The following is a 26099-nucleotide window of genomic DNA, read 5'->3' on the forward strand; positions in this document are numbered from 1 at the left end:
GTGGCGTGACAGCGTTTCCGGCCTGGCGGACCTGCTCGCGACGGTTGCCGAGGATGCGGTAGCTGTCCGGGAAATCCATGGCCGCGGCGATCTGTGTTATGCGTTTCGACAGCGAGATCCCAATGGTTAGAAGCGATCCGCACCGTCACGCCGGGGACGCTGACGGCTCCTGTCGACGAGCCGCCGGCCCCGCAGAACAGGTCGGTGAGCGTCAGCGTCATTGAACAGATCCATTCCTGGGCGAAGCTGGCCATGCGTTCCCGTTGGGCGGGGGTGAGTTCGGTGATTTTCTTCATGGCTAGTCGTCGCCCTCGTCGTCGAGGTCGTCCTGGTCTTCGTCGTCGGTGTTGGGGTTGCCGGCTTCGTCGAACAGGCCTGGCTGGTCGTCGTCGGTGTTGGGTGGTTGTTTGCCTGATTCCCAGCAGGCTTGGATGGAGAGTTGGCGGCCGTGGCGCATTTCGCCGTCGGTGCGTTCTTTTTCGGTTTTCCCGGTGCAGCGGACACGGACGATGTAGGTGCGTACTTCGTCGATCTCGGGCGGGTTTTCGACGGCGCAGGGGCTTGTGCCGAACCACAGGTATGCGGGCGGCGCGTCGAGGATATCGGTGGGAATGGCGTCCAAATCGTTAGACGACCTCAGGCCCTCGGGCTTGTCGATGATGAGGCTCATGCGGGCTGGATTCCTTTCATGGTGTTGCGATTTCGGCTTGCTCTGGGATAACGCTGGATTCCTCTTGACTGATGTGCGCCCATTAATCGACCGCGCCTTAGGCTTCGGCTTCGCGGCGCGCCAGATCGGCTTCGGCGGCCATGTCGGCGGCCTCCATTTCACGTACCGCCGCGGCGTTCAGGATTTCAGTAATTTCGTGCCCGAGCTTGCCGCCCTTGCTCCACTCGTTGAGCTTGGTGACGACGTCACGTAGCGCGCTGTCGGGAAGGTCGTCGCGGTGCTCGAGCACCAAGCCGGGGTGCCCAGTCGCGGCGGCAGTGCTTGTGATGACGATGAGCTGGTCTTCGCGGTCCGTGCAATCACCGTCACCGAGGAGCTGAAACATCCGGTTCAGCCATTTCTTTCGCGTCTGGGGAGCCATGGCCTTCTCGCCCGACTCCGCTTCGGCGCCGCCAGGCTCGGGCTCCGCTGGCACCTCGCCGACGGTGGGGTGCTGCTGCCGTTGTATTTCGCGGCGCTCCCTCGCGGCCCGCATCCCATCGACACCGCCGCCGGTAGGTCGCCGCCGCTGTGGGGCGCCGCGCTCGATGTTGCCCTCGGAGTCGACAATCAGGTCAGGCTGCGATGCGTCCTCGAGGACCAGGCCGCCCAGCTCGTCGGGGAACGCCATCTGGATCGCGTTGGCCTCGGCGCATTTTCGGATCTGGTTGCGCGGCATCTTTTTCCACATCGATGTGGGTTCACCGCCGCCGGTGTATTGAACGTATTCGCTGTAGTGCGCTATGAACGTGAACGGCTTGCCGTCGCGGTACACGGTGAACTTCGACGCGGTGGGCGGAGTCTTCTCGGGCCACACCTCGCGCCAAACCCCGTCGTCGCCGCACCACAACGGCTCACCCATGGCAAGCTCGATTCCCTTGCTGTCGGCAATCTCCCGGGCGCGTTTACGAAATCCGTTGATGGCGACCTGGACGGTGTATTTGGTTACCCAGCGCATCACTTTGCGTTTCGGCCCGTCGGGCTCGTTCGGATTGACGGGCTCGTAGCTGCCGACCTCGGTGTTGCGGCCGATCATGTAAATTTCGCGGTTGAACGGGTCCAGGCCGGACTTTTGGCAGAGATGCCAGAACAGGCGCATCTCGCCGTCGCTGGCGTCCTCGAGCCCAAGCATCCGGCGTACTGCAAGCTGGAACTCCTCGAAACCGGACGCCCCCGGATTGAGTGGCGCGACCTGCTTGCCTTGGCGTTCCTGCTCGGCGCGGGCCGCGGCGTCGACAAGGTTCTCCTCGCCGACAATCGGCTCGGCGGTGGTGGTTTCACTCATGGTTGGGCTCCTTCCGTGAGCTGCAAAACCTTGGCAGGGGTGATGGTCTTTGATGGATAAAACGCCACGGCGCCTTTGCTTCCCGGCTGCCGGCGCGCGACCTGGATGCCGCCGTTCTTCGGGTCGCCGAGGTTGGCGTAGCGGGCGTTCTCCATGCGCTTGAGGAGGCGGTTGCATTCAAGCTGCAGGTTCTCCTCTGCGCGCGTGAATTCGGCGCGGGCCTCCGCGTAGGCGAGGGCTTCGTCGGGGTCGAGATTGACTGTGGTCCCGTCGATTTCGGGATGCTGGGCTTTGATGCACTCGTAGGTCGCGACGGTGTCGTCGAGCGGCGGCGGGGTGTCGGATTGCAGCGATCGCCAGAACGCGCGGCATTCTTCGATCAAGTACGCGGCCTCGGTCTGCGCCTTCAGATCGTATTCGACCTGATAGAGCCGCTCCCGGTAGGTGGGGCCGAGCGCCAGGACGTGGCCGGCGTGGTCAGTCCAGCCGGTGAACAGCATCGCGGCGAGGACCTGCGCGAAATAGTCGGGCGGCAGGTCGCCGGTGAAGTCGTCGCCCCAGCGTTCCATGTCGTGCTGGTCGCGGGCGAGTTTGAACTCGACGACACGGCGGCTGCGTCCGCGGACTGCCCGCCGGTCCAAGGTCACTACTGCGGGGAACCCGAAATGGTCTGGGTCGACGACGAATTGGACCTCACCCGGTGACAGCAGCCACCCGGGGTTCTTCCGGCGCCACCGGTTCGCTGCGAACGGTTCCACATCGTGGCCAAGGTCGAAGGCGTCTTTCGGCGCCTCTGGGGGCACCAGCCCGCGCATTCTGTGCCAAAGCCGATACGGCGACTCCCACCGCGAAAGCCCTAGGATCGCACCGACCTTGGACGGGGAGATCATCCGTGAGTGCTCCTCTGAGCCGGGCCGGATGAACCCGGGATCCCGAGGCGTGAAGACTCCTATATGGCGAATGCTCATGCGGCAGGCCTTTTTCGCGCGTTCGGCAGGTTGTTTCGATGGCGTCCGTTTCGGATCTGGTCGCGGACGTTCGAGCTTCTGGTGTCCCAGCGGAGGTTGGTCAGCGAGTTGTCAGTCCCGATATCGTTTCGATGGCAGCTCTCCATCCCGTGGGGCCGAGGCCCGACGAATGCCTCCAAGACGAGGTGATGGACTTTCGCGACTCTGCGCCGGCCGCCGATGCTGTCGACCAAGGTGACGACGAGGTGGCCGCCGTCGCTCGTTGGGGACTGTTTGAGGATGCGGCCCTTGAGCGCGGACGGCCCCGATATGGGGTGCACGATCACGCGGTCGACTGAGCGGACACGGCCCAGGTCTGAAACCTCGTAGAAGCCTTCCCAACCCGGGATGGACAACCAGCGTTCGAGGATGACGGTCGTCACGACGCCTCCTCGTATGCGTAGCGGGAAAGGTAGCGCGCCAACGATTTAGGTTGGATTCCGAGCTGCTGGGCGATTTCCTGGTCGGTGCGCCCGATTTCGCGAGCATCGCGGTACTTCTCGATGAAAGGTGCCGAGCTGTTGGCGTTATACGACGCGGGCGTGGCCGCCGGATCGTCGATGGTCTCCTCGTCCCATGCCAGCGGCGGCGGCCAGCCGTTCTTTCGGGCGCGGTTGCGGGCCCGCACATTTGAGCCGGGGGTCAGTTGCAGCTCGCGGAATAGCAGGTCGACTCGACGCGCGATCTCCGCTGAGACGTGGCCGCTGCGGCGGTGGATCCGCGACACATTGGTCTCGGTCATTCCCAACCGTTGGGCGATGTAGGCGTTGGAATATCCGATCGCGCATAATGCTTGGATGCGGCGCCGAGTGCCGATCGCGGGCAGACGGCAGCACGACGACTCCACGATCGCGGGCACCGGGACGGCGAGGATTTTCGCCGCATTTTCCGCAGTGGTGCGCGTTTGGCGGCGACGGCAGATGTTGGAAATGGTGTCGCGGTGAAGTCCGGTCCGCTCGGCGACATCGGCGTATCCGACGCCGGCGGCGCGCAGCGCGTGAATGTGTTCTGCGAGCGGAGCGGTGTCGACGAACCAGTCGGGCCCGAGCGTGGCGCGGCGACGTTGCGTGAACTCGCGATGATGCTTGCGGCATAATCCGCGTGCGGTGCCGCTATTGATGGCCTTGCCGGTGCAGTTCGGCCGCACGCAGTCCGGAGCTTTTCGTTTCTTACTCATGCCCGGCCGCTCTCCCCTGGCCTTCGTGTTCTTCGTCCGCTACGACCTGGGCTTCATTACGTAGAGAGGTTGGCTCCCACGGGGTGTGGTCGCTGTAGTCGTAGCGGCGGTTGAGTTCTTCGATGGTGTCGGCGGCGCGGAGCATCCGCTCGGACAACCCGGTCATGCGGCCACCGACCCGGCGTAGGATTTCGCGCGCTGCAGAACGGTTTTCGCGTCCTCGACGGTGGTGGATGGGTGATCGTTGAAGTCCTCGATGCGGCGGCATGATGACGGCCGCAGCCCTTTGGCGATCAGGGCGCCCGGCAGCGCGCGCATCACCGCCTGGATGGCGGCGTCGCGGATCTGCTTAGTGCGCGACGCGTGGGTGATGGCCGCGACCAGGCAGTAGCATGGCCAGCCGTCGACCCAGTCAATCGCGTGGTGCTTGGCCAGCCCGGGCCCGTCGCCGAGCAGCAGGCGGGCTTGCTCGAGCGCCCCGATAATCTCGATCGCGGCCGGCGGTGGCGGAGCTTCGGGCTGCGCGAACAGAAGATTTCTCATCTGAATTGCCCTATCTCGAAATGCGGTTCGAACAGCGCGGGCTGGGAGAGGACGAAGAACGCCGCGCCCACGACGAACCAGAAGGCGAAGATCCATAGCCACCACGGTCCGAGCCACTTCATGACGCGATCCCCTCGACAAAGTCGTGGTGCACCAGGATCAGCGCGGCGTCGAGCCCGGCAGACAGCTCGGCAGGAATCGGGCCCACGCGGTGCCCGCGCAGCCGGCAGGCTTCGACCAGATCGTCGAGAAGCCCTCTGACATAGATCATGTCGCCGTGGAAGTCGACGTCGTCGTCGGTCATCGTCGGCTCGAGCCGCAGCGGCGGCTTGATGAACAGCCCCGGGAACTGGGGCCACGGCAGAATGTTCCGCACGCTGCGATAGAGGCTGGCGGCCCAGGAGTCGACGATCATGCCGCGACCGCCGTCCGGGTGTGCAGGGCCGCGAGGAGCTCGACCCACTTGCGGGCGTCGTCGTGCGACCAGACGGTGAACGTCGGGGCGAACCGCATACCACAGTCGGCGTCGCGCGCGATCTCCGGCGCTGTCATGACCAGCCAGCGGTCCTGGTGCTGGTGGGCCTGGACGAAGGGGTAGGTTTCGCCGGCGCGGATGGCTTCGACTGCGAGGCCGAGGCGGGTTTGGCGTTCTCGGATTCGGTAGGTCTGGTTTAGGCTGGTGGTGCTCACGGGAATCACCTGTCCTTCCTGGGGGTTTGGCCCGTGCCGGCTCTCCTCCGGCGCGGGCCGACTTACTTGGTCGTGGCTTCGTGGAGCGTTTGCTGTGTCCGCGCGATGTTGTCGAGGGCGTTGGCGACCGACGCCCAGTAGTGGGGTGCGTCGCAGGGTTCGCCGGCCACCCAAGTGCGCAGCCCTCGGGCTGCGGCGCGCAGGTATTTCGACGTGACGTTTAGCGGGCCCGCGCCGTAGTTGCCGCCGTCGCGGGCCCCTTCCGGCGCGGCCTGGGTGGAAGGAGGAACCACCGGCGCGGCGAAAGTCTCAACGAAAGCCTCGCCGGCAACGCGGCCAGCGACCTGGCAGTCGTAATTGTCGTAATTCACCGGCGAACCCGATTTGTGTTGCAGCAGGTTTCGCGTGTCCTCGGCCAGCGCGCGGATCGCGCCCAGGTGCTCGGCGATCTCTTCGAGCGTCGCGGCGTGTTTCTGATTCCACAGCTTGTCGGCGATCGGATCGCTGATCGAAGCCATGATGTCGAACGCCAGCGACGCGAGCGTGCCGATGAACTTGACCGGACCGAACATCATCACGACACCACCTGCTTGGAGGCACCCACGCCGGAACTGTGAGCAGGCCCCGGCGTGGGCAACCTGTGTGAGTGGCCCATTGCGCGCGAACTGTGAGCCCGAAGCTCTGGCTCGCGTGCGGGCCCATCCAGTTGGGGCGCTGCCCCTTTGGAGGTACGGGGTTGGCCGGCGCGGGAGTGTGCGAGATCGCTGTTCTCGCCCCACGCCGGCCCCTCTCCCAGCGAGCCCCGGACCGTGCCGAGGCGCGAGAGAAGCCTGTGACCGGTCGCCATCGCCGTCAGCGCGATCCACGCATCGGCGCCCGGCAGGTGCCTGATGCTGTCAGCCCAGGCCGTGAACGCGGCATCCGCGTCGACGACGCGCGCCGACGCGGCGGTCACGAGGCCACCACCAGCGCGTCGATCGGCGCGTCGCAATCGCAGGGCCTCCGGATCACCTTCAGCGGGCCGGCGCCCACTGCTTCCTCAGCGATGTCGACGTGCTCGCAACCGTCCGAGCCGTGCTTATAGACGCGGTGGCCGCAGACCGGGCAGAAGTTCCACCTACGCATCGCGGCCTCCCCGGCGGTCGCGGCGACCCCACACGGCGCGCCGGCCAGCCGCGATCCGGCAATCCCGCAGGTGCTCGAGCTGGTCCACCGCGACCAGCGCGCCGAGCGCCAGCCAGAACACCACCGCGGCGGGATAGGCGCTGGTGTCGGTGATGATCGACACGCACGCCGCGTACAGCGCGGCGATGGCCACGACGATCAGCGAGACGCGCAGGACGCGGGTCATGAGGCCGCCTCCGGGAGCTGAGCGACCGCTAGCTTCTTGCGAAGGAAGTCAACTCCCGACGGCCGCACGGTCGTTGTCGCATACGGGACTTGCTCACCGCTCTTGGGATGCTTATAGGTACCCGGAACGACCTTGAAATGGTGCGCATACCGCTGATAGGGCAGCCGATTGCCCTGGATGACGCCTAGGCGACGGAGCTCGCGGAGCATCACATTGCGGCCCCACCCGAGGATGTTCGCGACCGCAGCCCAGCTGTAGGTGCCGTCGGCTTCCATCAGCTCGTCATCCGACATCGGAGGCAGCGTTGGCGCGCTGAGTTCAGCCTGCCGAGTCTTGACCGCAAAGTAGTGCTGTGCGGCGGACACCTCGGCTTTTCGGGGGTCGCCGTTCATCGCGACCAGATACGCAGCGAACCGGGTGACCAGGAAGTCGCTTTGCGGGCGCCCATCGGTCTTTTTGCTGACAGCAGTAAAAAGCGTCCGAACGTTGAAACCCTGGTTGTGGGCGGCGATCTTGACGGGGTTGAACATCACGACACCACCAGCGCGTCGATGCGGTCCGGCCGATAGCCATCCCATGCCTGCCAGTCCCATTCGCCCGCGCGCTGGGCAACGACGACCGGGGCCGTCCGGAAACCCAGTTCCAACGCCGCGGCCCGGTTGTCATCGTCGTCAAGCGGAAGTTCGGTATAGGCGATCCCGCGCTTGTCGAGGTGACGTTTCGTCTGCTGGCACGCCATGCAACTCGGCCCGGTCGTGTAGACGGTGACGGTCATGCTCATAGCAGGTTCCGTCCATGGTTCGGCCCGGCCGCGGCGGCGCCGGCCCAGACGGTCAGCTCGGCGACGGTCGGCGGCAGGTTGCGGCGGATGGTCTGCGCCCACTGGCGGAAGCCATCGCCGTCGAGCGCCAGCAGTCGGCGCCGCTCCTCATCTGCCGGGTGGGGCCGGCCCGCGCGGGAGTGTGCGAGTGAATCCGTGTTCTCGCCCCGCGCGGGCCGTTCTCCCAGCGGGCCCCGGGCAGTGGGGCGCGAGAGAAGCTGCTGGTCACGGCGCGGGGCCGTGCTGTAGAAGCCGTAGCGGCGGGCGGCGACGTCGGTCATGACGCTGCCTGCGCGCGCGTGTAGTAGTGCGCGAGCATTTCCAGCCAGCGCACGGCGTCTTCGCGGCTGATGACATGGACCTTGTGCGGCTGGGTCAGGCCCGTGCCGTCGATGAGTAACTTGGTCGCGTAAACCTTCCAGTCGTTCAATCGCCTCGACCGATAGGCGCCGCAGATGTGATTGCCCTGCGCATCGACGGCGAGGATCCGGAAGCTTTCGGCGTCGTCGTCAGCGACGAGGCGGTACGCGGTGGCGGCCATGGTCATCACAGGCCCGCTTCCCGGTCGCGCCAGACCTGCTCGCGTCCGCGCGCCAGGCGCTCGTCACGCTGCTGCTCCATGTGCCGCACCCCGAGCCACGCCGCCGCCGTGAGGGCGAGCACGATCGCCGCCGGATACGGGTCGGTGTGGGTGATGAACGCCGCGCAGACCGCGTAAGCAGATTCGACGGCCATGAAGATCAGGACGCTGTAGAGGACGCGGATCACGACGTCGCCACCAATGCCAACTGGCCGCCGTCGGCGACACCGCCGAGGCGCTTGTGCAGCTCAGCGAGGCCCTTCGGCGTAATCCGCACGGTCGGCGGGGGCGCGAACATCTCGCCGTTGCGCATGAACGGCTGATTGAGCTTCTCGGTCAGGCGCCCGCTGTCCACCTGGGACTGGTAGGCCTTCCAGCGACCGTCGCGGCGGAACACCCATCCCAGCCCGCACATGAACCGGTACAGCTTGCGCTCACCCATGGAAATCCCCGGGTCGCGGCTCAGCGCCTTGGCCGCGTCGGCCACGGAGTAGTCGCCAGCGGAGTCCGCCAGCTCGTTCCACGCGGAGGCGGCCGGGGTCAGCTCGAGCACCTTGGACTCAGCGATCTCCGCGCGGGTCTCCGCATCGACGACCCATTGGGCGAGGGTCTTGCGGTCGGGCAACGCGATGCTCGAGTCGTAGCGGCCGGTGCGCCGGATCTGCGGGAGAACCTCGTGGGTGAGCCACCGCTTGAACGGCTTGGCCTTCTCCGAGCGGCTGATCAGCAGCAGCGACCAGATGCCCGCCTCGGTGACGCCGGCCATCCGCTGCGGGCCGCCCGGGGTGTCCACGACCACGGACACCCTTTCATCGGCATCGAGCTGGGCGACCGCGTCGCGGTACTTCGACACCCCGACGGCCTCGCACACGTCGCGCGCGATCCAGACGGGCTCGTCGAGAAGGACGTGGCGCACCTGGTAGCCGCTGAACGTGTTGGCCACCGGGTTGAGCGATGCGCCGGGCCGGTGCTCCTCGATCTCTCGCTGCACCTCGGGGGTGGGGTGCGACAGGTGCCAGTGCTGACCGCTTTGGCACAGGTACGGGTAGTTCCGTTCCTTGTGCCGGTTGTGGATCTGGCGGGTGCGCTCGTAGCGCGCGGCGTCGGCCTGGGACCGGAACCGCATCTTCGCGGGGGTGTTGCACGGGAGGCCGGTCATGCGGATGCCCGCTCGGCCGCCAGCTTCTCGACGTCGGCGCGCTTGAACAGGTAGGCGCCGTTCTTACCGGGGAGCTTGTGAGCTGGGGTTATGACGCCGTTCTTGGTCCATCTACCGAGGGTTGTGGCGTGGACGCGGAGGATTTGGCATGCTTCAGCTGCCCCGACGAAGGGTTCCTGATTGTGCATGACACGAAGCATTGCACAACGCTTTGCATTGCACAAGACCCTAACGGCGTGTTGCTTTTCGGCTTGTTCCGGGTTAAGACTGTGCAACGAGCGTTGCGTGTGTGCGTAACTTGTGCAAAGCTCTGTGCATGACCACAAGTATTCAAGGTCTCGGTGTCCCGCCCTGGGACATCGCCGACCGGCTCCGCAAGAGTCTCCGAGAGTCCGACATCGGGGTGCAGGAAATGGCCGATTACCTTGGAGTGAGCCGCAATACGGTGAGCGCCTGGATCAACGGCCGCGGCCCCATCAACCCCGAGTCCCTGCCGAAATGGGCCGAGCTGACCGGATTCCCGCTCGGCTGGCTAGAAGACGGCGACAGCAATGGCCCACAACCGCCACGACCGCCGGGAGTCGTCCACCGTCGGCATCCCAAAGCGCGCGTGATCAATCTGCGCGACTTCGGCGAGGCCCAGGGCCGGCGCCGGGACGAGCTCGTCGAGGTAAGCGATGACGCCGCCTATTACGTGGCGCTAGCGGAGGAGTCGACGCTCCCTCTTCTCAAGCCCCGGCGGTCAATAGCTGGGTCGGGGGGCCCAGCCGGGGAGCCAACCAGCAAACCGGATAGTTGAGCAGCGCCACCAGCTTTTCGAACGCTTCGGTTCCGGGCTCGGCCACCCGACCAGTCTTTCCGGTGAGACCGCGCGGGAATCGGCCGGGCGCCTTTACCGGGCGAAAGATGCGCGATGGCACATCCGCCCACGACCGGCTCTCGGCTCATCGAGTCATGCCGACCCGTCCTGTGCGGTGCAGCAGCGCTCGTCGGCCGGGTCGCTGTCGGGCCCGAAGGTATCCGAGTCGGCGAGGACCGTGTAGACCTCCCAGCGTTCGCCGGCGGGGCCGGTGACCCACACCTTGTCCTGGTTCGCGAAGCAGCAGGTGGTGTTCATCTCCTCTTCGGTGAACAGGCCGCGCTCGGTGAGGCGGGCGATTTCGGCGCGCACCGCGCCGCTGGAGGCGACTTCCACGCCGAGGTGATTGAGGGTCCCGCCCTGCCCGGGATTCTCGATCAGCACCAGTTTGAGCGGTGGCTCGGCGATCGCGAAGTTGGCGTACCCGGGTTTGACCTTGGCCGGCTCGGTGTCAAACAGCTTGGAGTAGAACGCGATTGCCGCGCCGAGGTCGTCGACGTTGAGGGCTAGCTGTACGCGCGACATGGTGTTTCCTTCCGTCGGTTGTGGGGCAAGTCCGGTGATCAGGGCGCGCACCCGCTCGGCGATGTCGTCGCGGATGGCGCGGACGGTCTCGAGGGGTTGGCCGGCCGGATCGGCCAGCTTCCAGTCGCGATAGGAGACCCCCGGGAAGTAGGGGCAGGTCTCGCCGCATCCCATGGTGATCACCACGTCGCTGGCCCGCACCGCGTCACCGGTGAGGACTTTTGGTGCGGCGGCGGTGACGTCGATCCCGAGTTCGGCCATGGCGGCGACGGCGGCCGGATTGACCCGGTCGGCGGGTTCGGTGCCCGCGGAGCGCACCTCGATCCGGTCACCGGCGAGGTGGTTCAGCAGGGCGGCGGCCATCTGCGAGCGTCCGGCGTTATGGACGCAGACGAACAGCACGCTGGGTTTGTCTGCCATCGAAGGTGGGCTCCTGGGTCGGGCTCGTGTGAAACAGCCGGGTGCGCAGCGCCAGCGAGACGTAGACCAGCGCGACGAGTACGGGGACTTCGATCAGTGGTCCGACAACCCCGGCCAGGGCCTGCCCGGACGTGGCGCCGTACGTGCTGATCGCCACCGCGATGGCCAGCTCGAAGTTGTTGCCGGCGGCGGTGAACGCCAGGGTGGTGGTGCGGGCGTAGCCCAGCCGCAGGGTGCAGCCGAGGGCGTAGCCCCCGGACCACATGATCGCGAAGTAGGCGAGCAGGGGGACCGCGATGCGCACGACATCTGATGGCCGAGAAGCGATTTGGCCACCCTGCAAGGCGAACAGGATGACGATGGTGAACAGCAGACCGTATAGCGCCCAGGGCCCGACGCGGGGCAGGAACCGGGTCTCGTACCACGGGCGGCCTTTCGACCGTTCGCCCAGCCGGCGCGAGAGGTATCCGGCCAGCAGGGGAGTCCCCAGGAAGACGAGCACCGACTTGGCGATCTGCCACACCGAGACGTCGATGCCGATGTGCGGCAGGCCGAGCCAGCCGGGCAGCACCGCGAGGTAGAACCAGCCCAGCGCGGCGAACATCACGACCTGAAACAGCGAGTTCAACGCGACGAGCACGGCCGCGGCTTCGCGGTCCCCGCCCGCCAGGTCGTTCCAGACGATGACCATGGCGATGCAGCGGGCCAGGCCGACGATGATCAGGCCGGTGCGGTACTGGGGCAGGTCCGGGAGCAGCAGCCAGGCCAGGGCGAACATCACCGCGGGCCCGAGCAGCCAATTGAGCACCACGGAGGCCGCGATGAGCCTGCGGTCGGAGGTGACGTCGTCGAGCCGGTCGTAGCGGACCTTGGCGAGCACCGGATACATCATGACCAACAGGCCGATCGCGATCGGCAGCGAGATGCCCTCGACGGCAACGGCGCTCAGGGCCGACCCCAGGCCGGGAGCGATCCGGCCGAGCACCAGACCCGCGCCCATCGCCGCCGCGATCCACACGGGAAGATAGCGGTCCAGCGTCGAAAGCCGGACCGCGACCGCATGTCGGGCGGTCATGTCGCGCACGCCGCGCTGGGCGCTCCCGCGCGGTCTTCGGCCTGCAGGACGGACGAAAGCCGCTGCAGCGCAGCGGGAATCGCCCAGTAGTACACCCAGGTGCCGCGCCGCTCGCAGTCCAGCAGCCCTGCCGAGCGCAGCAGCTTGAGGTGGTGGGAAATCGTCGGCTGCGACACGTCGAAGGCCGCCGAGATCTCGCACACGCAGGCCTCGCCGCCGGGGTGGCTGGCGATCAGGCTCAGCAGCCGAAGACGCACCGGGTCGCCCAGTGCCTTGAACATCGACGCCAGCTCGGCCGCCTGCGACTCGCCCAGCGCCGCCGCGCCCAGGGCGGGGCAGCAGGCTTGATTCGACATTCTTCTATATAAACACCTATCGAATCAGTGCGCCAGTCCCGTCCTCCCGCCCAGCGCCCGGCGCGCGGCGTAGGCGGCGACGCCGACTCCGAGCACCGCGATGCCCGACAGCACCGACGGCAGCGGCATCGCGAAGGCCAGACCCACGCACCCGGCGAGCCCGAGCAGCGGGATCACTCGGTGCGGCCGGCCCTCGTTAGCCCGCAGGGTCAGCGCGGCGGCGTTGGCCACGGCGTAGTAGATCAGCACGGCGAACGAGGAAAAGCCGATGGCGCCGCGCAGGTCGGCGGTGGCGGCCAGCACGGCCACGACGACGCCGACCAGCAACTCGGCCCGGTGCGGCACCTCGAAGCGGGGGTGCACGGCCGAAAGCGCGTGGGGGAGATGGCGGTCGCGGGCCATCGCCAGCGTGGTGCGCGAGACGCCGAGGATCAAGGCGAGCAGTGAGCCGAGCGCCGCCATTGCCGCGCCGACCCGCACGACCGGCGCCAGCCAGCCCGCGCCGGCCGCCCGCACGGCGTCGGCCAGCGGGGCCGTCGACGCGGCGAGCCGCTGCGGACCCAGCGCGGCGAGCGCGGCAACGCCCACCAGCGCGTAGAACACCAGGGCGATCGCCAGCGCCAGCGGGATCGCCCGCGGGATGGTTCGCGCCGGGTCGCGCGCCTCCTCGCCGAGGGTGGCGATCCGCGCGTATCCGGCGAACGCGAAAAACAACAGGCCGGCGGCCTGCACCACCCCGCCGATCGAGGCGCCGGCCAGCTGCAGCCGATCGACGTCGGCGTTCCCGGAGGCGAACGCGGCGACGACCACCGCGGCGAGCACGGCCAGCACCAGCGCGACGACGACGCGGGTCAGCCAAGCCGACTTCTGCACCCCGACGTAGTTGACGGCGGTCAGCGTTACCACCGCGGCGACGGCCACCGCGTGCGCCTGGGACGGCCACGCGTAGGCGCCCACGGTCAGGGCCATCGCCGCGCACGAGGCGGTCTTGCCGACGACGAATCCCCATCCGGCGAGGTAGCCCCAGAAGTCGCCGAGCCGTTTGCGGCCGTACAGATACGTCCCGCCCGACACGGGGTACAGGGCCGCCAGCCGCGCCGAGGAGGTGGCGTTGCAGTAGGCCACCACCGCGGCCAACGCCAGCCCCGGCAGCAGCCCCGCACCCGCGGCGCGGGCCGCGGGGCCCAGCGCGGCGAATATCCCGGCGCCGACCATCGACCCGAGCCCGATCACCACCGCGTCGAAAACCCCCAGGCTGCGGCGCAGCTCGTCGCCGTCGGACACTTGGCCTCCTCTGCGGTGGGTGCCAAACCTATCAAATCAATTTGATGTATCGTCCGGACGGTGGCGACAACCAAGCGGGCGGCGGTGCCATCGCTGATGCGGATGGCGTCGCACCCGGTGCGCTGGGCCCTGCTGAGCGAGCTGGCGGCGGGCGACCACCGGGTGCGGGAACTGGCCGCCGCCGTTGACGAACCGCAAAACCTGGTCTCCTACCATCTGCGGCTGCTGCGCTCGGCCGGGCTCATCGACGCGCGGCAAAGCACCTTCGACGGCCGCGACACCTACTACCGGCTCGACCTGCGCCGGTGCGCGGGCGCATTCGGGGAGGCGGCGGCCGCGCTGCATCCGGCCCTCGCTCGCGCCGCTACCGCCGCGCCGGCGTCGGCGTCGGTGCTGTTCTTGTGCACGGGCAACAGCGCGCGCTCGCCGATGGCCGAGGCGCTGCTCGAAAAGAAGGGCCGGGGCCGCATCCGCACCGCCAGCGCGGGCAGCCATCCCAAACCGAGCTTGCACCCCAACGCGATTCGCATCATGCGCGAGGCGTACGGCATCGACCTGCGCGGCATCCGGCCGCAGCCGATCACCGCGGTCGCCCGCAGGCGCTTCGACTGCGTGATCACGTTGTGCGACAAGGTCCGCGAGTACGCCCGCGACCACGGGGTGCCCACGACGACGCACTGGAGCGTGCCCGACCCGTCGGCCGCCGCCAATTATCTCGAATTCCGGCGCGTGGCAGGCGAATTGGATGCCCGCATCGACTTCTTGCTGCCGGTCCTCGCGCGGCGCCCCGGGCGCGGAGCGCGATGACCGTGGCGGTCGGACGGCGGGAGCTTCTGAAGGCGGCGCTGATCGCCGCGACCGCAGGTGCCGGGACCATCGCCTGCTCGCGCGAGGCGCCGCCCGGCCCGCCCCACGGCAAGCCGGACTACACCTTGCGGATCGGCACGGGCCGGGTGGAGTTGGCGCCCGGCCGGGTGGTCTCGACGCTCACCTACAACGGCCAATTTCCCGGTCCCCTGGTGCGTTTCAAGGAGGGTCAGCGGGCGTGGTTGGACGTCTTCAACGACACCGATTCCCCCGAGCAGCTGCACTGGCACGGCCAGCACCTGGGTGTCGACGTCGACGGCTCGGCCGAGGAGGGCACGCCCGGCATCCCCGCGCACGGCATGCGGCGCATCTCGTTCCTCCCGGGCCCGGCCGGCTTCCGCTTCTATCACAGCCATGTCGTGCCGCGCGCCGACCTGTCCCGCGGCCAGTACAGCGGCCTGGTCGGCCCGGTCTACATCGAACCCAGACAGAACCCCGGCGCCTACGACCAAGAAATCTTCTTGACGCTCAAGGAGTTCGAGCCCAGCTTCACCCACGGTGGCGACATGGCCGCCGACTTCCTGGCCGGCGACGAGCAGCCCGACCTGAAAGACAAAGGCGAATCGGAGACGGCGGCCTCACTTGGCCGCGGCGACCCGCGCGGCAACGAAGTCAGCTACGGGGCGTTCGCCGTCAACGGGCGCATGCTCGGGCACGGCGATCCCATCCGCGTGCGGACGGGTCAACGGGTGCTGCTGCACGTCCTCAACGGCAGCGCCACCGAAACGCGAAGCCTGGCCCTGCCCGGTCACACCTTCACGGTCCTCGCGCTCGACGGCAACCCGGTGCCCAACCCCGCGCCGGTGCCGGTGCTGTGGCTCGGTGCGGGCGAACGCATTTCGGCGCTCGTTGCCATGACCAATCCCGGCGTCTGGGTGCTGGGCGATACCGTCGACGACGACCGCGATCACGGAATGGGCAGCGTCGTGGAATACGCGGGGCGCGGCGGCGACCCACAATGGGCGCCGCCCCCGCCGTTCAAATGGGACTACCGGCTGTTCGCGCGGCCCGCGCCCGTACCCCCGCCGGACCGCATCATCGACCTGCTGATCGAAAAGCGCAACGCCGCCGACAACGGCTTCAACGTGTGGACCTTCAACGGCACACCGTTTTCCATGGACGCCAACCAGCCCGTGCTCGATGTCCAGCGCGGCAAGCGCTACCGGCTGCGCTTCCGCAACGCCAGCGACGACCTGCACCCGATGCACCTGCACCGGCACACCTTCGAAATCACCCATATCGCAGGCACACCCACCGCCGGCGTGCGCAAGGATGTCGCGATGCTGGGCGGGTACCAAAGCATGGACGTCGACTTCGTCGCCGACCAGCCCGGGCTGTCGCTGCTGCACTGCCATCAGCAGATCCACATGGACTACGGGCTGATGCTGCTGCTCAATTGCGGCTGAATCGGACCGCCAGGACTTACGATTCGGCCATGTCGCTCGAGGCCGGTCAGGTGTTCGCCGGGTACACGATCCTCTGCGAGCTCGGCTCGGGCGGCATGGGACGGGTCTACCTGGCGGCCCACCCCCGGTTGCCGCGCCGCGACGCGCTGAAGGTGCTGCCGACGGAGGTGACCGCCGACCCGCGGTATCGGGAGCGGTTCGACCGCGAGGCCGAGCTGGCGGCGGCGTTGTCGCATCCGCACATCGTGGCGATTCACGACCGCGGTGAACACGAGGGCCAGTTCTGGATCTCGATGGATTACGTGGCCGGCACGGATGTGGCCAGGCTGCTGCGGGAGCGGTTTCCGGCCGGGATGCCCGCCGACGAGGCGATGGCGATCGTCACCGCGGTGGCCTCGGCGCTGGACTACGCGCATCGCCGCGGGGTGTTGCACCGAGACGTCAAGCCGGCCAACATCCTGGTCGCCGATTCCGACGGGCAGGGGCCGCGCGTGTACCTGGCCGATTTCGGGATCGCGCGCCGCGTCGACGACGTGACGGGCCCCACCACGACCAAGATGGCGGTGGGCACGGTGGCCTACGCCGCGCCCGAGCAGCTGATGGCCGCCGCTGTCGACGGCCGCGCCGACCAATACGCGTTGGCCTGCACGGCTTTTCACCTGCTCGCCGGGGCGCCGCCGTACGGCGGTTCCAACCCGGCGGTGGTGATCGGCCAACACGTCAGCGCCGCGCCGCCCTCGATCGGGGCTCGCCGGCCCGAGCTGGCCGGGCTGGACCCGGTGTTCGCGATGGCGATGGCCAAGGAGCCGTCCGGCCGGTACGGCAGCTGCGGGGAATTCGCCCGGCAATTGAGCCGGCATCTGGGCACCCCGTCGTCCCCTCAGGGCCTGACGGTTGCCGCGTTGCCGGGGCCGGCGCTATCCGCCCGCAAGCGCCCGGGCCGGCGCGCAGCCATTCTCACCGGCGCCCTGCTCGGCGTCGCGCTGCTGATCGCCGCCGGGGTGGTTGCCGCGCTGCGGCTCACGGGCCGGCACGATCAGGCCCCGGCCGCGGGCCCGTTCGGGGGCACCTACCGTGCCGACTTCGGCCCGATCATCGGGCTCGACGACGTCGCGGAACCCGGTGGGACGCCGCCGCTCACGAGCACCTATGGCCTGCGCTCGGCGTGTCGCCCCAGCGGTTGCGTGATGACGGCGTCGCGGCTGGGCGGGGCGACGGTCGGGCAGCCGGCCCTGGTGTTCGACGAGATCGGCGGCGGCTGGGTCGCGGTGGCCCTGGGGACCGACAGCTGCCGCGACGCCGACGCCGAATTCTGGCAGGTGTTCTCGCTGCGACGCCGACCCGACGGCGCCCTGGCGGGCGAATTCGCCGTCACCGCCGGCAATGGCTGCGCCGACAAGCGAACCGTGACCCTCACCCGCACCGGCGACGTGGACGCCGACCGGGTTCCCGACCCGTCCGGCCAGCCGCCGCGGGTGGGGTCGCCCGCCCAGGCCCTCCGCGGTCACTACCGCATCGGCCGCACCTTCGCCAACGGGCTCCCACCGCAGCAGTTGAACACCGCCGTGACCACCGAATGCCTGCGCTCCGGCGACCGCTGCATGAGCTACTTTCACGAGCCGTCGGGCGACCTGCCCCTGGTCTTCGGCGGCGGGAGTTGGACCTGGAACATCGACGTCAACATCACGTGCGGGAGGTCGACGGACACCGCGCACATGAGATCCACCGGCCAAATTCCGCTGCCGTCGCCGCCGCAGGACCCCATCGTGCGGCTCATCGGGCGCGGTCACCAGGAGCAGTCCGAACCGTGCGCCGTCAACGCGGATTTCGACCAGACGATCGTCCGCACGGGCGACTAGCCCCGCCGTGACGCTTTTGCCGGCACGGTCGCCCGCGTATTCGGAGCGAATGCTAGTCGCAGCCGCCCCTTGTGGATCTACCATTTGGCCATGCCGCTCGAGGTTGGTCAGCTGTTTGCCGGCTACCGGATCCTGCGGGTGCTGGGCGCGGGCGGGATGGGGCAGGTGTACGTGGCTGCCCATCCGCGGCTGCCCCGCGAGGACGCGCTGAAGGTCCTGCCGGGAAACCTGACCGGCGATCCGGAGTTCCGGGCGCGGTTCATGCGCGAGGCGGAGCTGGCGGCGACCCTGTCCCATCCGCACATCGTGGCCATCCACGACCGCGGCGAAGCGGACGGCCGGTTCTGGATCTCGATGGACTACGTCGCCGGCACCGACGCTGGGCGGCTGCTGCGCGAAAGCTACCCGGGCGGCATGCCGCCCGAGTTGGTGGTACCGATCGTCAACGCGGTCGCGTCGGCGCTGGATTACGCGCATCACCGCGGGTTGCTGCACCGCGACGTCAAGCCGGCCAACATTCTGCTGACCGAACCCGAGGACCAGACCCGGCGGGTCTATCTCGCCGATTTCGGCCTCGCGCGCCACATCGACGACGCGACCGGGCTGACCGCCACCAACATGACGGTCGGCACGGTGGCCTACGTGGCGCCCGAGCAGTTGAAGGGCGAGCGGGTCGACGGCCGCGCCGACCAATACGCGTTGGCCTGCACGGCATTTCACCTGCTGGCCGGGGCGCCGCCGTACGCCGATTCCAACGCCGCCGTGGTGATCAGCCAGCACATCAGCGCCGCGCCGCCCTCGATCGGCGCCCACCGCGCGGACCTGGCCGCCCTGGATCCGGTCTTTGCCACCGCCATGGCCAAGGAGCCGTCCGACCGGTTCGGCGATTGCCGGGCGTTCGCCGACCGGCTGGCCCAGCAGCTGCGGCCATGGTCCACCCGCGCCGATGTGATCCCGTTCCCCGACACCGATCCCGCGGTGCAAGCGACGATGCCCGCCCTCGCGCCACCGCGGCGCCGCTCCCGCGGGCGGATCGCCGCCCTGGCGGCCGCCGCGGTGCTCGTCGTCGCGGGTGCCGTCGTCGCGGGGGCCCGGCTCCTTTCCGATCGGGAGGACCGCACCGGCGGGCGCACCTCCACCGCCGCGCCGGCCACTCCCGCGGCCGCGGCGCCCAACTCCGGCCCCTTCACCGGCGTCTATCGCGCGCACTTCGGCCAGGGCACCAACCTCGACGACGTGCCCGCTTCGGGCGCCGGGGCGCTGACGGACACCTACGCGGTCCGCTCGGTGTGCGGGCCCGGCGGATGCCGGGCGACCGCGTCGCGGCTCAGCGGCGAGATGCGGCTCGCCTCCACCACGGTGTTCGACGAGGTTGACGGGCGCTGGGTGGCCGTGACCATCGGCTCCGACAGGTGCCGCGACGCCCCGGCCGAGATTTGGCAGGTGTTCACCTTGCAGCGCAGGCCCGACGGCACCTTCACCGGCGATTACCGCGGGGCCGCGGCCAACGCCTGCGACCAGAAACGAACCGTGACGTTCACCCGCACCGGCGATGTCGACATCGACAGCCTGCCCGACCCGAGCACCCTGCCGCCGCGGGTGGTGTCCCCGGCCGAGGCGCTCCACGGCCGCTACCACGTCACGCGGAAGTTCGGCCGGGGACAACAGCAGCAGGCGGACCAGTCCGTCGTCACCGACTGCCTGCGCACCGGCGACCGGTGCATGAGCTACTTTCACTCCAAAACCCTTGACACACCGCTGGTGTTCGGCGGCGGCGCCTGGGCCTTGGACGTCGAACACGACGAGCCCGGGCCCCAGTGCGGCGGGCCGGTCTTCGTCAAGGTCACCGGCCAGTACCCGCTGCCGCAGCCACCGCACGATCCGATCACGCTGCTGAGCGGGCGGGACCGCCTGGAGCAGTCGGGCAATCCCACCTGCTCCGGGAGCGCCGATTTCACCGAAACATTCACGCGCACAGGTGATTAGGCCCGACCTTGTGCCCGCGGTTGTGGACGGGCCGCCGGAGGGCGGCCGCGGGCGGCACACCACCGACCCGATTTTCGATGCGACGCCGCCCGCATCAGTAGCATTAGCCCCGTTCGCCCGGCGCCCCGGCGCCGGACGAGGAGGCATCGCAACAGGTGGACCGCTCTGGTGGGGAAATAGATGGTGCAGTTACCGGCGACGATGCGCCCGCACGTGGCCGCCGCGCTGCGGGCCGCCGCGCGCGCCTCGGCGCCGCGTCCGGCCTCGGCCAAGCGCGCCGCCAAGGACTTTCAGCGTGGCCTGTTTCCCGCGCTGGGGGCCGAGATCCGCTGGGCGTTCACCCCGCCGCGCACCTGGCTGATGGGGGTGGTGGTCAACGTCATCTTCGCCGCGGGGTGGTTGCTCGTGCAGCCGCTGACACCCGGACGCCACCACCACGACTGGGCCGTTTTGGTCGGTACCTATTTCTCGTCGTGGGTCCTCGCCGACGTCACCACCACCAACCTGCTCGGCGCCGATCACTACCGCGTCCGTCAGGCCTTGTCCGACGGCGTCCCCTTGTGGCGGGTGATGCTCATCAAAAACCTGGCCCTCCTCGCGATCGTGGGCCTGCCCACCCTGGTGGCCGCGATGGCCCTGACGCTGTGGTTCCAAACGCCGGGGCGCCTCGCCGTCACGATTCCCACGGTCGCGGTGCCGATCGTGTCCTGGCTGGGCGTGGGCAACCTTATCTCGGTGCTGCATCCGGTCAGCGTCGAGCCGCTGATCCGACGGTGGCGCCAGCGCGCCGATCACCGCCGCACCGGCGGGTGGGTGCTGGCCCTCACGCTGCCGTACGCGCTCTACTACATCGCCGACCCGATGGACGGGGTGGAGCACCGCGTTCTGTGGACCCAGCTGCCCAAACTGATCTGGCCGGTGTTCGGGCGCGACACCAAAAGCCTGGTCCACCTGGCGACCGCCGCCGGGGTCTGGATCGTCGGGACGATCGCCGCCCTGCTGTGGGCGCGCCGGCGCGGGTTTCAGATCCGGTGACGCCCAGCTGGGGGAGCCGGCCCCTAGCTGGCTGCAGGTCGAACGCCTGCGGCCTCGAGCGCGGCCGGGCGGTCCCCGACGCACCCGAATCGGCTATCCCCAAAACCGGGTCGCGGGGGTTCAATGGTGCCTATGACGTCGCAGTCCGGGGCCGACGAGGTTCGGCTCATCGAAGCACAGGCCGTCCCCACGCGGTTCGCCCGCGGCTGGCACTGCCTCGGCCTGATCCGGGATTTCGGTGACGGCAAGCCGCACGCGATCAACGCCTTCGGTCAGAAACTGGTCGTGTTCCGCTCAGCCGACGGCAGCGTCAACGTGCTCGACGCCTACTGCCGCCACATGGGCGGGGACCTGTCGCACGGCGAGGTCAAGGGCAACGAGATCGCCTGCCCCTTCCATGACTGGCGCTGGGGCGGCGACGGGCGGTGCAAGCAGGTGCCGTACAGCCGGCGCACCCCGAAACCGGCGCGCACCCACGCGTGGCCGACGCTGCAGCAGGACGGAATGTTGTTCGTCTGGAACGACCCCGAGCGCAACCCCCCGCCGCCGGAGATCACCATCCCGCGCATCGAGGGCGCCACCAGCGACGAGTGGACCGACTGGCACTGGTACACCACCGTCGTGCACAGCAACTGCCGCGAAATCATCGACAACGTCGTGGATATGGCGCACTTCTTCTACATCCACGGCTCGCTGCCCACCTATTTCAAGAACATCTTCGAAGGGCACGTGGCGACGCAGTACATGAACGGTTCGGGCCGCCCCGACCTCGCCGCCCCGGTGGGCTCCCAAATGCTTGGCACCACCTCGGTGGCTTCCTACTACGGCCCGTCTTTCATGATCGACGACCTGACCTACCACTACACCGAGGGCGACGCCAAAACCATCCTCATCAACTGCCACTATCCGATCGACGCGAATTCCTTTGTGCTGCAATACGGGATCATCGTCAAGAAGTCGGAAACCGAACCTGAGGATCAGGCCATGCGGACCGCGATCACCCTCGGCGACTTCGTCAAGTTGGGTTTCGAACAGGACGTGCAGATCTGGCGGCACAAGGCGCGCATCGACAACCCGCTCCTGGTCGAGGAGGACGGCCCCGTGTACCAGCTGCGCCGCTGGTATCAGCAGTTCTACGTCGACGTCGCCGACGTGCAGCCGGACATGGTGGACCGTTTCGAGTTCGAGCTGGACACCACCCGGCCCTACGAGGCGTGGATGCGGGAGGTCGAGGCGAACATGGCTGCGCGCGAGGCGGTTTCGGGCTCGGTGTGATGACCGCCGATCCCTCGGTCCGCACCGACAACCGCCTCGACGAGGTGCCGATGCGGCCGGTGACGTGCCGGACCTGCGGCGCGCGGGTGCTGGCCCGCAAGAGCAGCTGGAACCAGACCAGCGTGCAGTGGAACGCCGACGCGACGGCCCGGTGCGCCGAGCGTGCCGAGGCCGGCGAGATGCCGCTCCAGGCGGGACGCGGGGTGTTTCAGGCGTGCTCGTCGCTAACCGAGTCGATCTTGGATGCGGTGCGGCAGGGCGAGCTGAGCATCGTCGACGAAGCCGTCCGGGACGGTCCCTAGCGGCCCCCGGAACTCACATTCGCATCGCCGCGGGCATCTCGCCGACCCACTGGTGGCCCCAGTAGCTGTCGGCGGTGATTTCCTCAGCGGTGTAGTACCTTTCGTCGACGCGCATGCCGTCGGTGCCGAACTCGATGTCCCAGTCACCGGGCGCGCGAACGTAGAACGAGACCATCTTGTCGTTGGTGTGGCGACCCAGGGTGGACGACAGCTGGAAACCCTCGGCGTTCACGCGATCCAGCGCCTGACCCACGGCGTCGAGGGTGTCGACCTCCACCATGATGTGCACCAGGCGCGGATCGCGCTGATGCATGGCGGGCACGATCGCCATGCTGTGGTGTCGCTCGTTGATGCCGAGGAAGCGAACCCGAACCGGGCCGAACTCTTTCGGCAGCGGCACCCGGAACGCGCCGCGGGAACGAAAACCCAGCACTTCGGTGTAGAAGTCAAACAGCCCGTTGGGGTCCATCGCGGGCACCACGACGTGGCCGAGCCCCTGGTCGCCGGTGACGAACCTGGCGCCGAACGGGGTGACCACCGGGCTGTGGTCGAGCACCGGACCGTGAAACACCTCGAGCGGGTGGCCCGCGGGATCCTCAAAGGCGATCACCTCTTCGACGCGGCGTTCCTCGGCCTCGCCGGCCGACAGTTGCTTGAACGCGACGCCGGCGCCGTCGAGGGTGGCCTTGACGCGCTGCAGCGCCGCGCGGTCGCGCACCTCCCAGCCGATGGTGAGCACCCGGTCGGCGTCGCCGGGGACGACGACGATCCGGGCGGGGCGCTCGTCCATCCGCAGGTACAGCGCCGACGGGTCGGGGCCTTTGCCCTCCGCAAAACCCAGGACGCCGAACGCGAATCGCCGCCAGCGTTCGATTTCCGCGGTCGAAATGGTGATGTAGCCAAGGCTTTTCAGGTCGCTCATCGAGGGGCTCCTAGTTCGCCGCTAGATCAGGGCCCGCAGCGGACCCTCGGGCGGATCGATCCCCAGCGAACTCAGCGCCGACGCGTGATACGTGGTGCCGGGGACGTGGATGGCATGAAGGTGGCCGACGTGCACGTCACGCCAGTACCGCTGCAGCGGCTTGTCCATCCGCGCCGCGTTGCCGCCCGAGCGGGCGAAGATCTCGTCGACCGCCGCCACCGCGCGCCACACCGCGCGGATCTGGGTGCGGCGACCGGCGGCGCGGTCGGCGAACGACACCTCCTTGCCGGCCGCGACCATGTCGTAGATGCGGTCGGCGTTGGCCAACAATTCCTGGCGGGCGGCGTTGATGTCGGCGGCCGCCTCGCCGATGGCGTGCATGACGTAGGGGTCGTCCCTGATCGCGGTCCCGGTGGCGCCGACGCGCTCGCGTTGGTAGTCCAGGTGCGCGGCGAGCGCGCCCTCGGCGATGCCGATGGTCGCCGCGGAGATGCCCAGCGGGAACATCGTCGACCACGGCATCAGATACAGCGGCTCGGTCATGCCGGCCTCGCGCTGGGCGGTGCCATCCATCACCTTGGCCGCGTCCATCGTGCGGTAGGCCGGGACGAACGCGTCTTTGACGATGACGTCCTTGGAGCCGGTCCCGCGCAGCCCCACCACGTTCCACGAGTCCTCGACGATCTCGTAATCCTTGCGCGGCAGGATCATGTGCAGCATCTGCGGGGGCATCAGCGGTCTGCCCTCGCCGTCACCGAGCATCGCGCCCAGGATGATCCAGTCGCAATGGTCGGTCCCCGAGCTGAACTGCCAGCGGCCGTTGAAGATGTACCCGCCGTCGACGGGTTTGGCGACACCCTGCGGGGCATAGGGCGAGGCCATCCAGGTGTCGACGTCGTCGGCCCAGATCTCGGCGGGCACCTTCGGATCGGCATAGGCCAGCTGATAGGGGTGCACGCCGACCACGCCGACGATCCAGCCGGCCGCGGGATCCAGTGCCGCCGTGGCCATTACCGTCTCGGCAAACTCGCGGGGGTGGGCCTCGAAACCGCGGTACTGCTTGGTCTGCAGCAGCCGGATCAGCCCGGCGCCCTTCATCAGCTTCACGGTGTCGTCGGTGAGCCGGCCGATCCGCTCGGCGTCGGCGGCCTGGGCGCGCAGCTGGTCGGCCATCATGAAGACCCGGTCGATAACCCGCTCGCCCATGTCGATGTCCTTACGTGGTCCTTACGTGCGTCAGCTAGTTGCGGGACAGGAACGCCAAGACCGTGCTTTCGAACGCCTCCTTGGCCTCGATCATGGCCCAGTGCCCGGAGTTGGGGAAGATGTGAAGTTCCGCGTTCGGGATGGTGCGCATCGGGATCAAAGCCATGTCGGGCGGGCTCACGCGGTCGTCGCGGCCCCACGTGAGCAGCGTCGGTGCCGCCACCTTATGCATGACCGCCCACGGCATCGGCCGGTCGGAGGCGGCCATCGCGGCCGTCATCGCGGCGAACGCCGCCTTCCCGTACATGCGGCGCGCGGCCCCGAGGGCCTCGGGGTCGGTCGCCAGCCGCCAGCGTTCCTCGATCAGCTCCTCGGTCACCATCGCCTGGTCGTAGACCATGGATTTGAGCCAGTCGACCAGCCGCTGGCGCGTCGGGTCCTCGACGAACTCCTGCAGCAGCCGAATGCCCTCGCTGGGGCTGGGGCTGAAAATGTTGGTGCCGATGCCGCCGATCGTCACGAGCCGGCCGATGCGATCCGGCTCGCGGATGGCGAAGTTGATGCCCACACCGCCGCCCATCGAGTTGCCGACGATGTGGACCTTGTCCACCCCGAGGGCGTCCAGGAACGGCACCACCGCCCCGTGGGCGTCGATCATGGGGTGGCCGCCGAAGTCGGGGCTGACACCGAAGCCGGGGAATTCGAGCACCAGGCAGCGGTAGGTTCGGGCGAACGCGGGTAGCACCCCGCGGAAATTGCGCCAGCCGCTGACCCCGGGGCCGGAGCCGTGCAGGAACAGCACCACCGGGGCGGAGTCGGGGCCGCAGTCGTAGTACCGCAAAGCCCCCTTCGGGGTTTCGATTTCACGCAGGTCCTGTTCGGCGAGTTGGTGAGTGTCTGCCACGCCTGTCACCCTGCCATGCCGGCTCAGCGTCGTGACGATCGGCGCGCCGCCGAGCGGGTGAGCAGGCCGTCCACGGAATAGGCGTTGTCGTTTCGGAACGCGATCACGGCGGCGAGCAGGAGGGCGTGCAGCAGCTGCTCGCCGATCACGTTGAAGTGCTCGATCGACGTCGCGCCCAGCACCAGGACGATCATCACCACGCCGGCGGCCACGGCGGCCGCCCGGGTCAGCGCCCCGGCCAGCAGCAGCGCGCCGGTGATCAGCTCCGCGAACGGCAAAGCGTAGCCGCACGGCGAGACCAAGAAGGCGGGTAGCATCGACGCCTTGAACTCGCCCATCAGCTGCGCGTGAAAAGCGCCCAGCTTCGGTAGCCGGACCAGGCCGTGTCCGAACAGGCTGGCCCCGATGGTCAGGCGCAGGAGCAGGTACGCGACGGCCCGGTCGGTTTCGTGGGCGTGTGCACGCATGATCGTCCTCTCCCGGACTCGCGAAAACAC

The 26099-nt window shown here is 68.5% G+C and carries 35 protein-coding genes and 2 pseudogenes; 8 read left to right on the forward strand and 29 right to left on the reverse strand.

What is annotated here, in order from left to right:
* Nucleotides 1–89: 89 nt before the first annotated feature.
* The 21 genes and pseudogenes from AWC19_RS30120 to AWC19_RS19645 all read right to left on the reverse strand — a co-directional run.
* A pseudogene (locus tag AWC19_RS30120) lies at nucleotides 90–221 on the reverse strand (DNA cytosine methyltransferase); the annotation flags it as partial.
* Between the two features lie 77 nt (nucleotides 222–298).
* Entirely contained in the window at nucleotides 299–670 is a 372-nt protein-coding gene (locus AWC19_RS19560; protein WP_085079655.1) for a hypothetical protein, read from the reverse strand.
* Nucleotides 671–767: 97 nt separating this feature from the next.
* On the reverse strand, nucleotides 768–1994 hold the full coding sequence (locus tag AWC19_RS19565; RefSeq protein ID WP_085079656.1) for a recombinase RecT: 1227 nt from the start codon (nucleotides 1992–1994) through the stop codon (nucleotides 768–770).
* The gene (locus AWC19_RS19570; protein ID WP_085079657.1) at nucleotides 1991–2962 is read right to left on the reverse strand and encodes a YqaJ viral recombinase family protein; all 972 of its coding nucleotides are present in this window, start codon (nucleotides 2960–2962) and stop codon (nucleotides 1991–1993) included. The genes AWC19_RS19565 and AWC19_RS19570 overlap by 4 nt, the downstream gene beginning before the upstream one ends.
* On the reverse strand, nucleotides 2959–3384 hold the full coding sequence (locus tag AWC19_RS19575) for an NUMOD4 motif-containing HNH endonuclease (protein WP_085079658.1): 426 nt from the start codon (nucleotides 3382–3384) through the stop codon (nucleotides 2959–2961). Before AWC19_RS19575 ends, AWC19_RS19570 begins: the two co-directional genes overlap by 4 nt.
* Nucleotides 3381–4178: a helix-turn-helix domain-containing protein gene (locus tag AWC19_RS19580; RefSeq protein WP_142281311.1), complete on the reverse strand. Its 798-nt coding sequence runs from the start codon at nucleotides 4176–4178 to the stop codon at nucleotides 3381–3383. Before AWC19_RS19580 ends, AWC19_RS19575 begins: the two co-directional genes overlap by 4 nt.
* Nucleotides 4171–4344 carry a hypothetical protein gene (locus AWC19_RS29720; protein WP_158090915.1) on the reverse strand — a complete coding sequence of 58 codons (174 nt, stop codon included), beginning with the start codon at nucleotides 4342–4344 and terminating at the stop codon, nucleotides 4171–4173. Before AWC19_RS29720 ends, AWC19_RS19580 begins: the two co-directional genes overlap by 8 nt.
* Nucleotides 4341–4721, reverse strand: coding sequence for a DUF6197 family protein (locus AWC19_RS19585; RefSeq protein ID WP_085079660.1), 381 nt, complete (start codon nucleotides 4719–4721; stop codon nucleotides 4341–4343). The genes AWC19_RS29720 and AWC19_RS19585 overlap by 4 nt, the downstream gene beginning before the upstream one ends.
* Entirely contained in the window at nucleotides 4718–4843 is a 126-nt protein-coding gene (locus AWC19_RS31240) for a hypothetical protein (protein WP_264072350.1), read from the reverse strand. Before AWC19_RS31240 ends, AWC19_RS19585 begins: the two co-directional genes overlap by 4 nt.
* Nucleotides 4840–5136, reverse strand: coding sequence for a hypothetical protein (locus tag AWC19_RS19590; protein WP_085079661.1), 297 nt, complete (start codon nucleotides 5134–5136; stop codon nucleotides 4840–4842). Before AWC19_RS19590 ends, AWC19_RS31240 begins: the two co-directional genes overlap by 4 nt.
* Nucleotides 5133–5411 carry a hypothetical protein gene (locus AWC19_RS19595; protein ID WP_142281312.1) on the reverse strand — a complete coding sequence of 93 codons (279 nt, stop codon included), beginning with the start codon at nucleotides 5409–5411 and terminating at the stop codon, nucleotides 5133–5135. Before AWC19_RS19595 ends, AWC19_RS19590 begins: the two co-directional genes overlap by 4 nt.
* Before the next feature lie 62 nt (nucleotides 5412–5473).
* Complete coding sequence (locus AWC19_RS19600) at nucleotides 5474–5983, reverse strand: hypothetical protein (RefSeq protein ID WP_142281313.1); 510 nt, start codon at nucleotides 5981–5983, stop codon at nucleotides 5474–5476.
* A 379-nt stretch (nucleotides 5984–6362) separates the two neighbouring features.
* Nucleotides 6363–6536 carry a hypothetical protein gene (locus tag AWC19_RS29725; protein ID WP_158090916.1) on the reverse strand — a complete coding sequence of 58 codons (174 nt, stop codon included), beginning with the start codon at nucleotides 6534–6536 and terminating at the stop codon, nucleotides 6363–6365.
* Complete coding sequence (locus AWC19_RS19610) at nucleotides 6529–6762, reverse strand: hypothetical protein (RefSeq protein WP_085079665.1); 234 nt, start codon at nucleotides 6760–6762, stop codon at nucleotides 6529–6531. The genes AWC19_RS29725 and AWC19_RS19610 overlap by 8 nt, the downstream gene beginning before the upstream one ends.
* On the reverse strand, nucleotides 6759–7292 hold the full coding sequence (locus tag AWC19_RS19615; protein WP_158090917.1) for a phage antirepressor KilAC domain-containing protein: 534 nt from the start codon (nucleotides 7290–7292) through the stop codon (nucleotides 6759–6761). The genes AWC19_RS19610 and AWC19_RS19615 overlap by 4 nt, the downstream gene beginning before the upstream one ends.
* Nucleotides 7292–7543 carry a glutaredoxin family protein gene (locus tag AWC19_RS19620; protein ID WP_308207193.1) on the reverse strand — a complete coding sequence of 84 codons (252 nt, stop codon included), beginning with the start codon at nucleotides 7541–7543 and terminating at the stop codon, nucleotides 7292–7294. The genes AWC19_RS19615 and AWC19_RS19620 overlap by 1 nt, the downstream gene beginning before the upstream one ends.
* Entirely contained in the window at nucleotides 7540–7863 is a 324-nt protein-coding gene (locus tag AWC19_RS19625; RefSeq protein WP_085079668.1) for a hypothetical protein, read from the reverse strand. The genes AWC19_RS19620 and AWC19_RS19625 overlap by 4 nt, the downstream gene beginning before the upstream one ends.
* A complete protein-coding gene (locus AWC19_RS19630; protein ID WP_085079669.1) occupies nucleotides 7860–8129 on the reverse strand; it encodes a hypothetical protein in 270 nt (89 codons plus the stop codon). The genes AWC19_RS19625 and AWC19_RS19630 overlap by 4 nt, the downstream gene beginning before the upstream one ends.
* On the reverse strand, nucleotides 8129–8350 hold the full coding sequence (locus AWC19_RS19635; RefSeq protein WP_085079670.1) for a hypothetical protein: 222 nt from the start codon (nucleotides 8348–8350) through the stop codon (nucleotides 8129–8131). The genes AWC19_RS19630 and AWC19_RS19635 overlap by 1 nt, the downstream gene beginning before the upstream one ends.
* Nucleotides 8347–9321, reverse strand: coding sequence for a phage antirepressor KilAC domain-containing protein (locus AWC19_RS19640; RefSeq protein ID WP_085079671.1), 975 nt, complete (start codon nucleotides 9319–9321; stop codon nucleotides 8347–8349). The genes AWC19_RS19635 and AWC19_RS19640 overlap by 4 nt, the downstream gene beginning before the upstream one ends.
* On the reverse strand, nucleotides 9318–9509 hold the full coding sequence (locus AWC19_RS19645) for a helix-turn-helix domain-containing protein (protein WP_158090918.1): 192 nt from the start codon (nucleotides 9507–9509) through the stop codon (nucleotides 9318–9320). Before AWC19_RS19645 ends, AWC19_RS19640 begins: the two co-directional genes overlap by 4 nt.
* A gap of 128 nt (nucleotides 9510–9637) precedes the next feature.
* Between AWC19_RS19645 and AWC19_RS19650 the strand changes: the two genes are divergently transcribed.
* Nucleotides 9638–10120 (forward strand): helix-turn-helix domain-containing protein, encoded by a 483-nt coding sequence (locus tag AWC19_RS19650; RefSeq protein WP_085079673.1) that lies wholly within the window; start codon nucleotides 9638–9640, stop codon nucleotides 10118–10120.
* A 153-nt stretch (nucleotides 10121–10273) separates the two neighbouring features.
* On the opposite strand, the gene AWC19_RS19655 is transcribed toward AWC19_RS19650, so the two are convergent.
* The 4 genes and pseudogenes from AWC19_RS19655 to AWC19_RS19675 form a co-directional block, all read right to left on the reverse strand.
* Nucleotides 10274–10705 carry an ArsI/CadI family heavy metal resistance metalloenzyme gene (locus AWC19_RS19655; protein WP_085079752.1) on the reverse strand — a complete coding sequence of 144 codons (432 nt, stop codon included), beginning with the start codon at nucleotides 10703–10705 and terminating at the stop codon, nucleotides 10274–10276.
* A gap of 27 nt (nucleotides 10706–10732) precedes the next feature.
* Nucleotides 10733–12200: pseudogene (gene arsB, locus AWC19_RS19665) on the reverse strand (ACR3 family arsenite efflux transporter); the annotation flags it as partial.
* The gene (locus AWC19_RS19670; protein ID WP_085079674.1) at nucleotides 12197–12556 is read right to left on the reverse strand and encodes an ArsR/SmtB family transcription factor; all 360 of its coding nucleotides are present in this window, start codon (nucleotides 12554–12556) and stop codon (nucleotides 12197–12199) included. The gene AWC19_RS19670 and the pseudogene arsB, both read right to left, overlap by 4 nt.
* A 24-nt stretch (nucleotides 12557–12580) precedes the next feature.
* Complete coding sequence (locus AWC19_RS19675; protein WP_085079675.1) at nucleotides 12581–13840, reverse strand: APC family permease; 1260 nt, start codon at nucleotides 13838–13840, stop codon at nucleotides 12581–12583.
* Nucleotides 13841–13900: 60 nt separating this feature from the next.
* Here AWC19_RS19675 and AWC19_RS31245 point away from each other — a divergent pair, with 60 nt between their 5' ends.
* The 7 genes from AWC19_RS31245 to AWC19_RS19710 all read left to right on the forward strand — a co-directional run bounded on the left by AWC19_RS31245 (nucleotide 13901) and on the right by AWC19_RS19710 (nucleotide 22570).
* Complete coding sequence (locus tag AWC19_RS31245) at nucleotides 13901–14647, forward strand: arsenate reductase/protein-tyrosine-phosphatase family protein (protein WP_281255293.1); 747 nt, start codon at nucleotides 13901–13903, stop codon at nucleotides 14645–14647.
* A complete protein-coding gene (locus tag AWC19_RS19685; RefSeq protein WP_085079676.1) occupies nucleotides 14644–16113 on the forward strand; it encodes a multicopper oxidase family protein in 1470 nt (489 codons plus the stop codon). Before AWC19_RS31245 ends, AWC19_RS19685 begins: the two co-directional genes overlap by 4 nt.
* Before the next feature lie 29 nt (nucleotides 16114–16142).
* Nucleotides 16143–17972: a serine/threonine-protein kinase gene (locus AWC19_RS31645; protein ID WP_085079677.1), complete on the forward strand. Its 1830-nt coding sequence runs from the start codon at nucleotides 16143–16145 to the stop codon at nucleotides 17970–17972.
* A gap of 90 nt (nucleotides 17973–18062) precedes the next feature.
* The gene (locus tag AWC19_RS30770) at nucleotides 18063–19958 is read left to right on the forward strand and encodes a serine/threonine-protein kinase (RefSeq protein ID WP_085079755.1); all 1896 of its coding nucleotides are present in this window, start codon (nucleotides 18063–18065) and stop codon (nucleotides 19956–19958) included.
* Nucleotides 19959–20138: 180 nt separating this feature from the next.
* Nucleotides 20139–20993 carry a hypothetical protein gene (locus tag AWC19_RS19700; RefSeq protein WP_245849161.1) on the forward strand — a complete coding sequence of 285 codons (855 nt, stop codon included), beginning with the start codon at nucleotides 20139–20141 and terminating at the stop codon, nucleotides 20991–20993.
* A gap of 132 nt (nucleotides 20994–21125) precedes the next feature.
* Nucleotides 21126–22268, forward strand: a complete 1143-nt coding sequence (locus AWC19_RS19705; protein WP_085079678.1) for a 3-ketosteroid-9-alpha-monooxygenase, oxygenase component — start codon at nucleotides 21126–21128, stop codon at nucleotides 22266–22268.
* The gene (locus tag AWC19_RS19710) at nucleotides 22268–22570 is read left to right on the forward strand and encodes a ferredoxin (protein WP_085079679.1); all 303 of its coding nucleotides are present in this window, start codon (nucleotides 22268–22270) and stop codon (nucleotides 22568–22570) included. The genes AWC19_RS19705 and AWC19_RS19710 overlap by 1 nt, the downstream gene beginning before the upstream one ends.
* 13 nt (nucleotides 22571–22583) lie before the next feature.
* Here AWC19_RS19710 and bphC read toward each other — a convergent pair whose 3' ends face one another.
* From bphC to AWC19_RS19730, 4 genes are read right to left on the reverse strand one after another with little or no spacing between them, the layout of a single operon-like run.
* The gene (gene bphC / locus AWC19_RS19715; RefSeq protein ID WP_085079680.1) at nucleotides 22584–23492 is read right to left on the reverse strand and encodes a biphenyl-2,3-diol 1,2-dioxygenase; all 909 of its coding nucleotides are present in this window, start codon (nucleotides 23490–23492) and stop codon (nucleotides 22584–22586) included.
* Between the two features lie 21 nt (nucleotides 23493–23513).
* Nucleotides 23514–24698: an acyl-CoA dehydrogenase family protein gene (locus tag AWC19_RS19720; protein WP_085079681.1), complete on the reverse strand. Its 1185-nt coding sequence runs from the start codon at nucleotides 24696–24698 to the stop codon at nucleotides 23514–23516.
* A gap of 34 nt (nucleotides 24699–24732) precedes the next feature.
* On the reverse strand, nucleotides 24733–25611 hold the full coding sequence (locus tag AWC19_RS19725) for an alpha/beta fold hydrolase (protein WP_372508683.1): 879 nt from the start codon (nucleotides 25609–25611) through the stop codon (nucleotides 24733–24735).
* A gap of 14 nt (nucleotides 25612–25625) precedes the next feature.
* Nucleotides 25626–26069 (reverse strand): DoxX family membrane protein, encoded by a 444-nt coding sequence (locus AWC19_RS19730; protein WP_085079683.1) that lies wholly within the window; start codon nucleotides 26067–26069, stop codon nucleotides 25626–25628.
* Nucleotides 26070–26099: the final 30 nt, after the last annotated feature.

This window comes from Mycobacterium palustre (assembly GCF_002101785.1).
In the GTDB taxonomy this organism is placed as follows: domain Bacteria; phylum Actinomycetota; class Actinomycetes; order Mycobacteriales; family Mycobacteriaceae; genus Mycobacterium; species Mycobacterium palustre.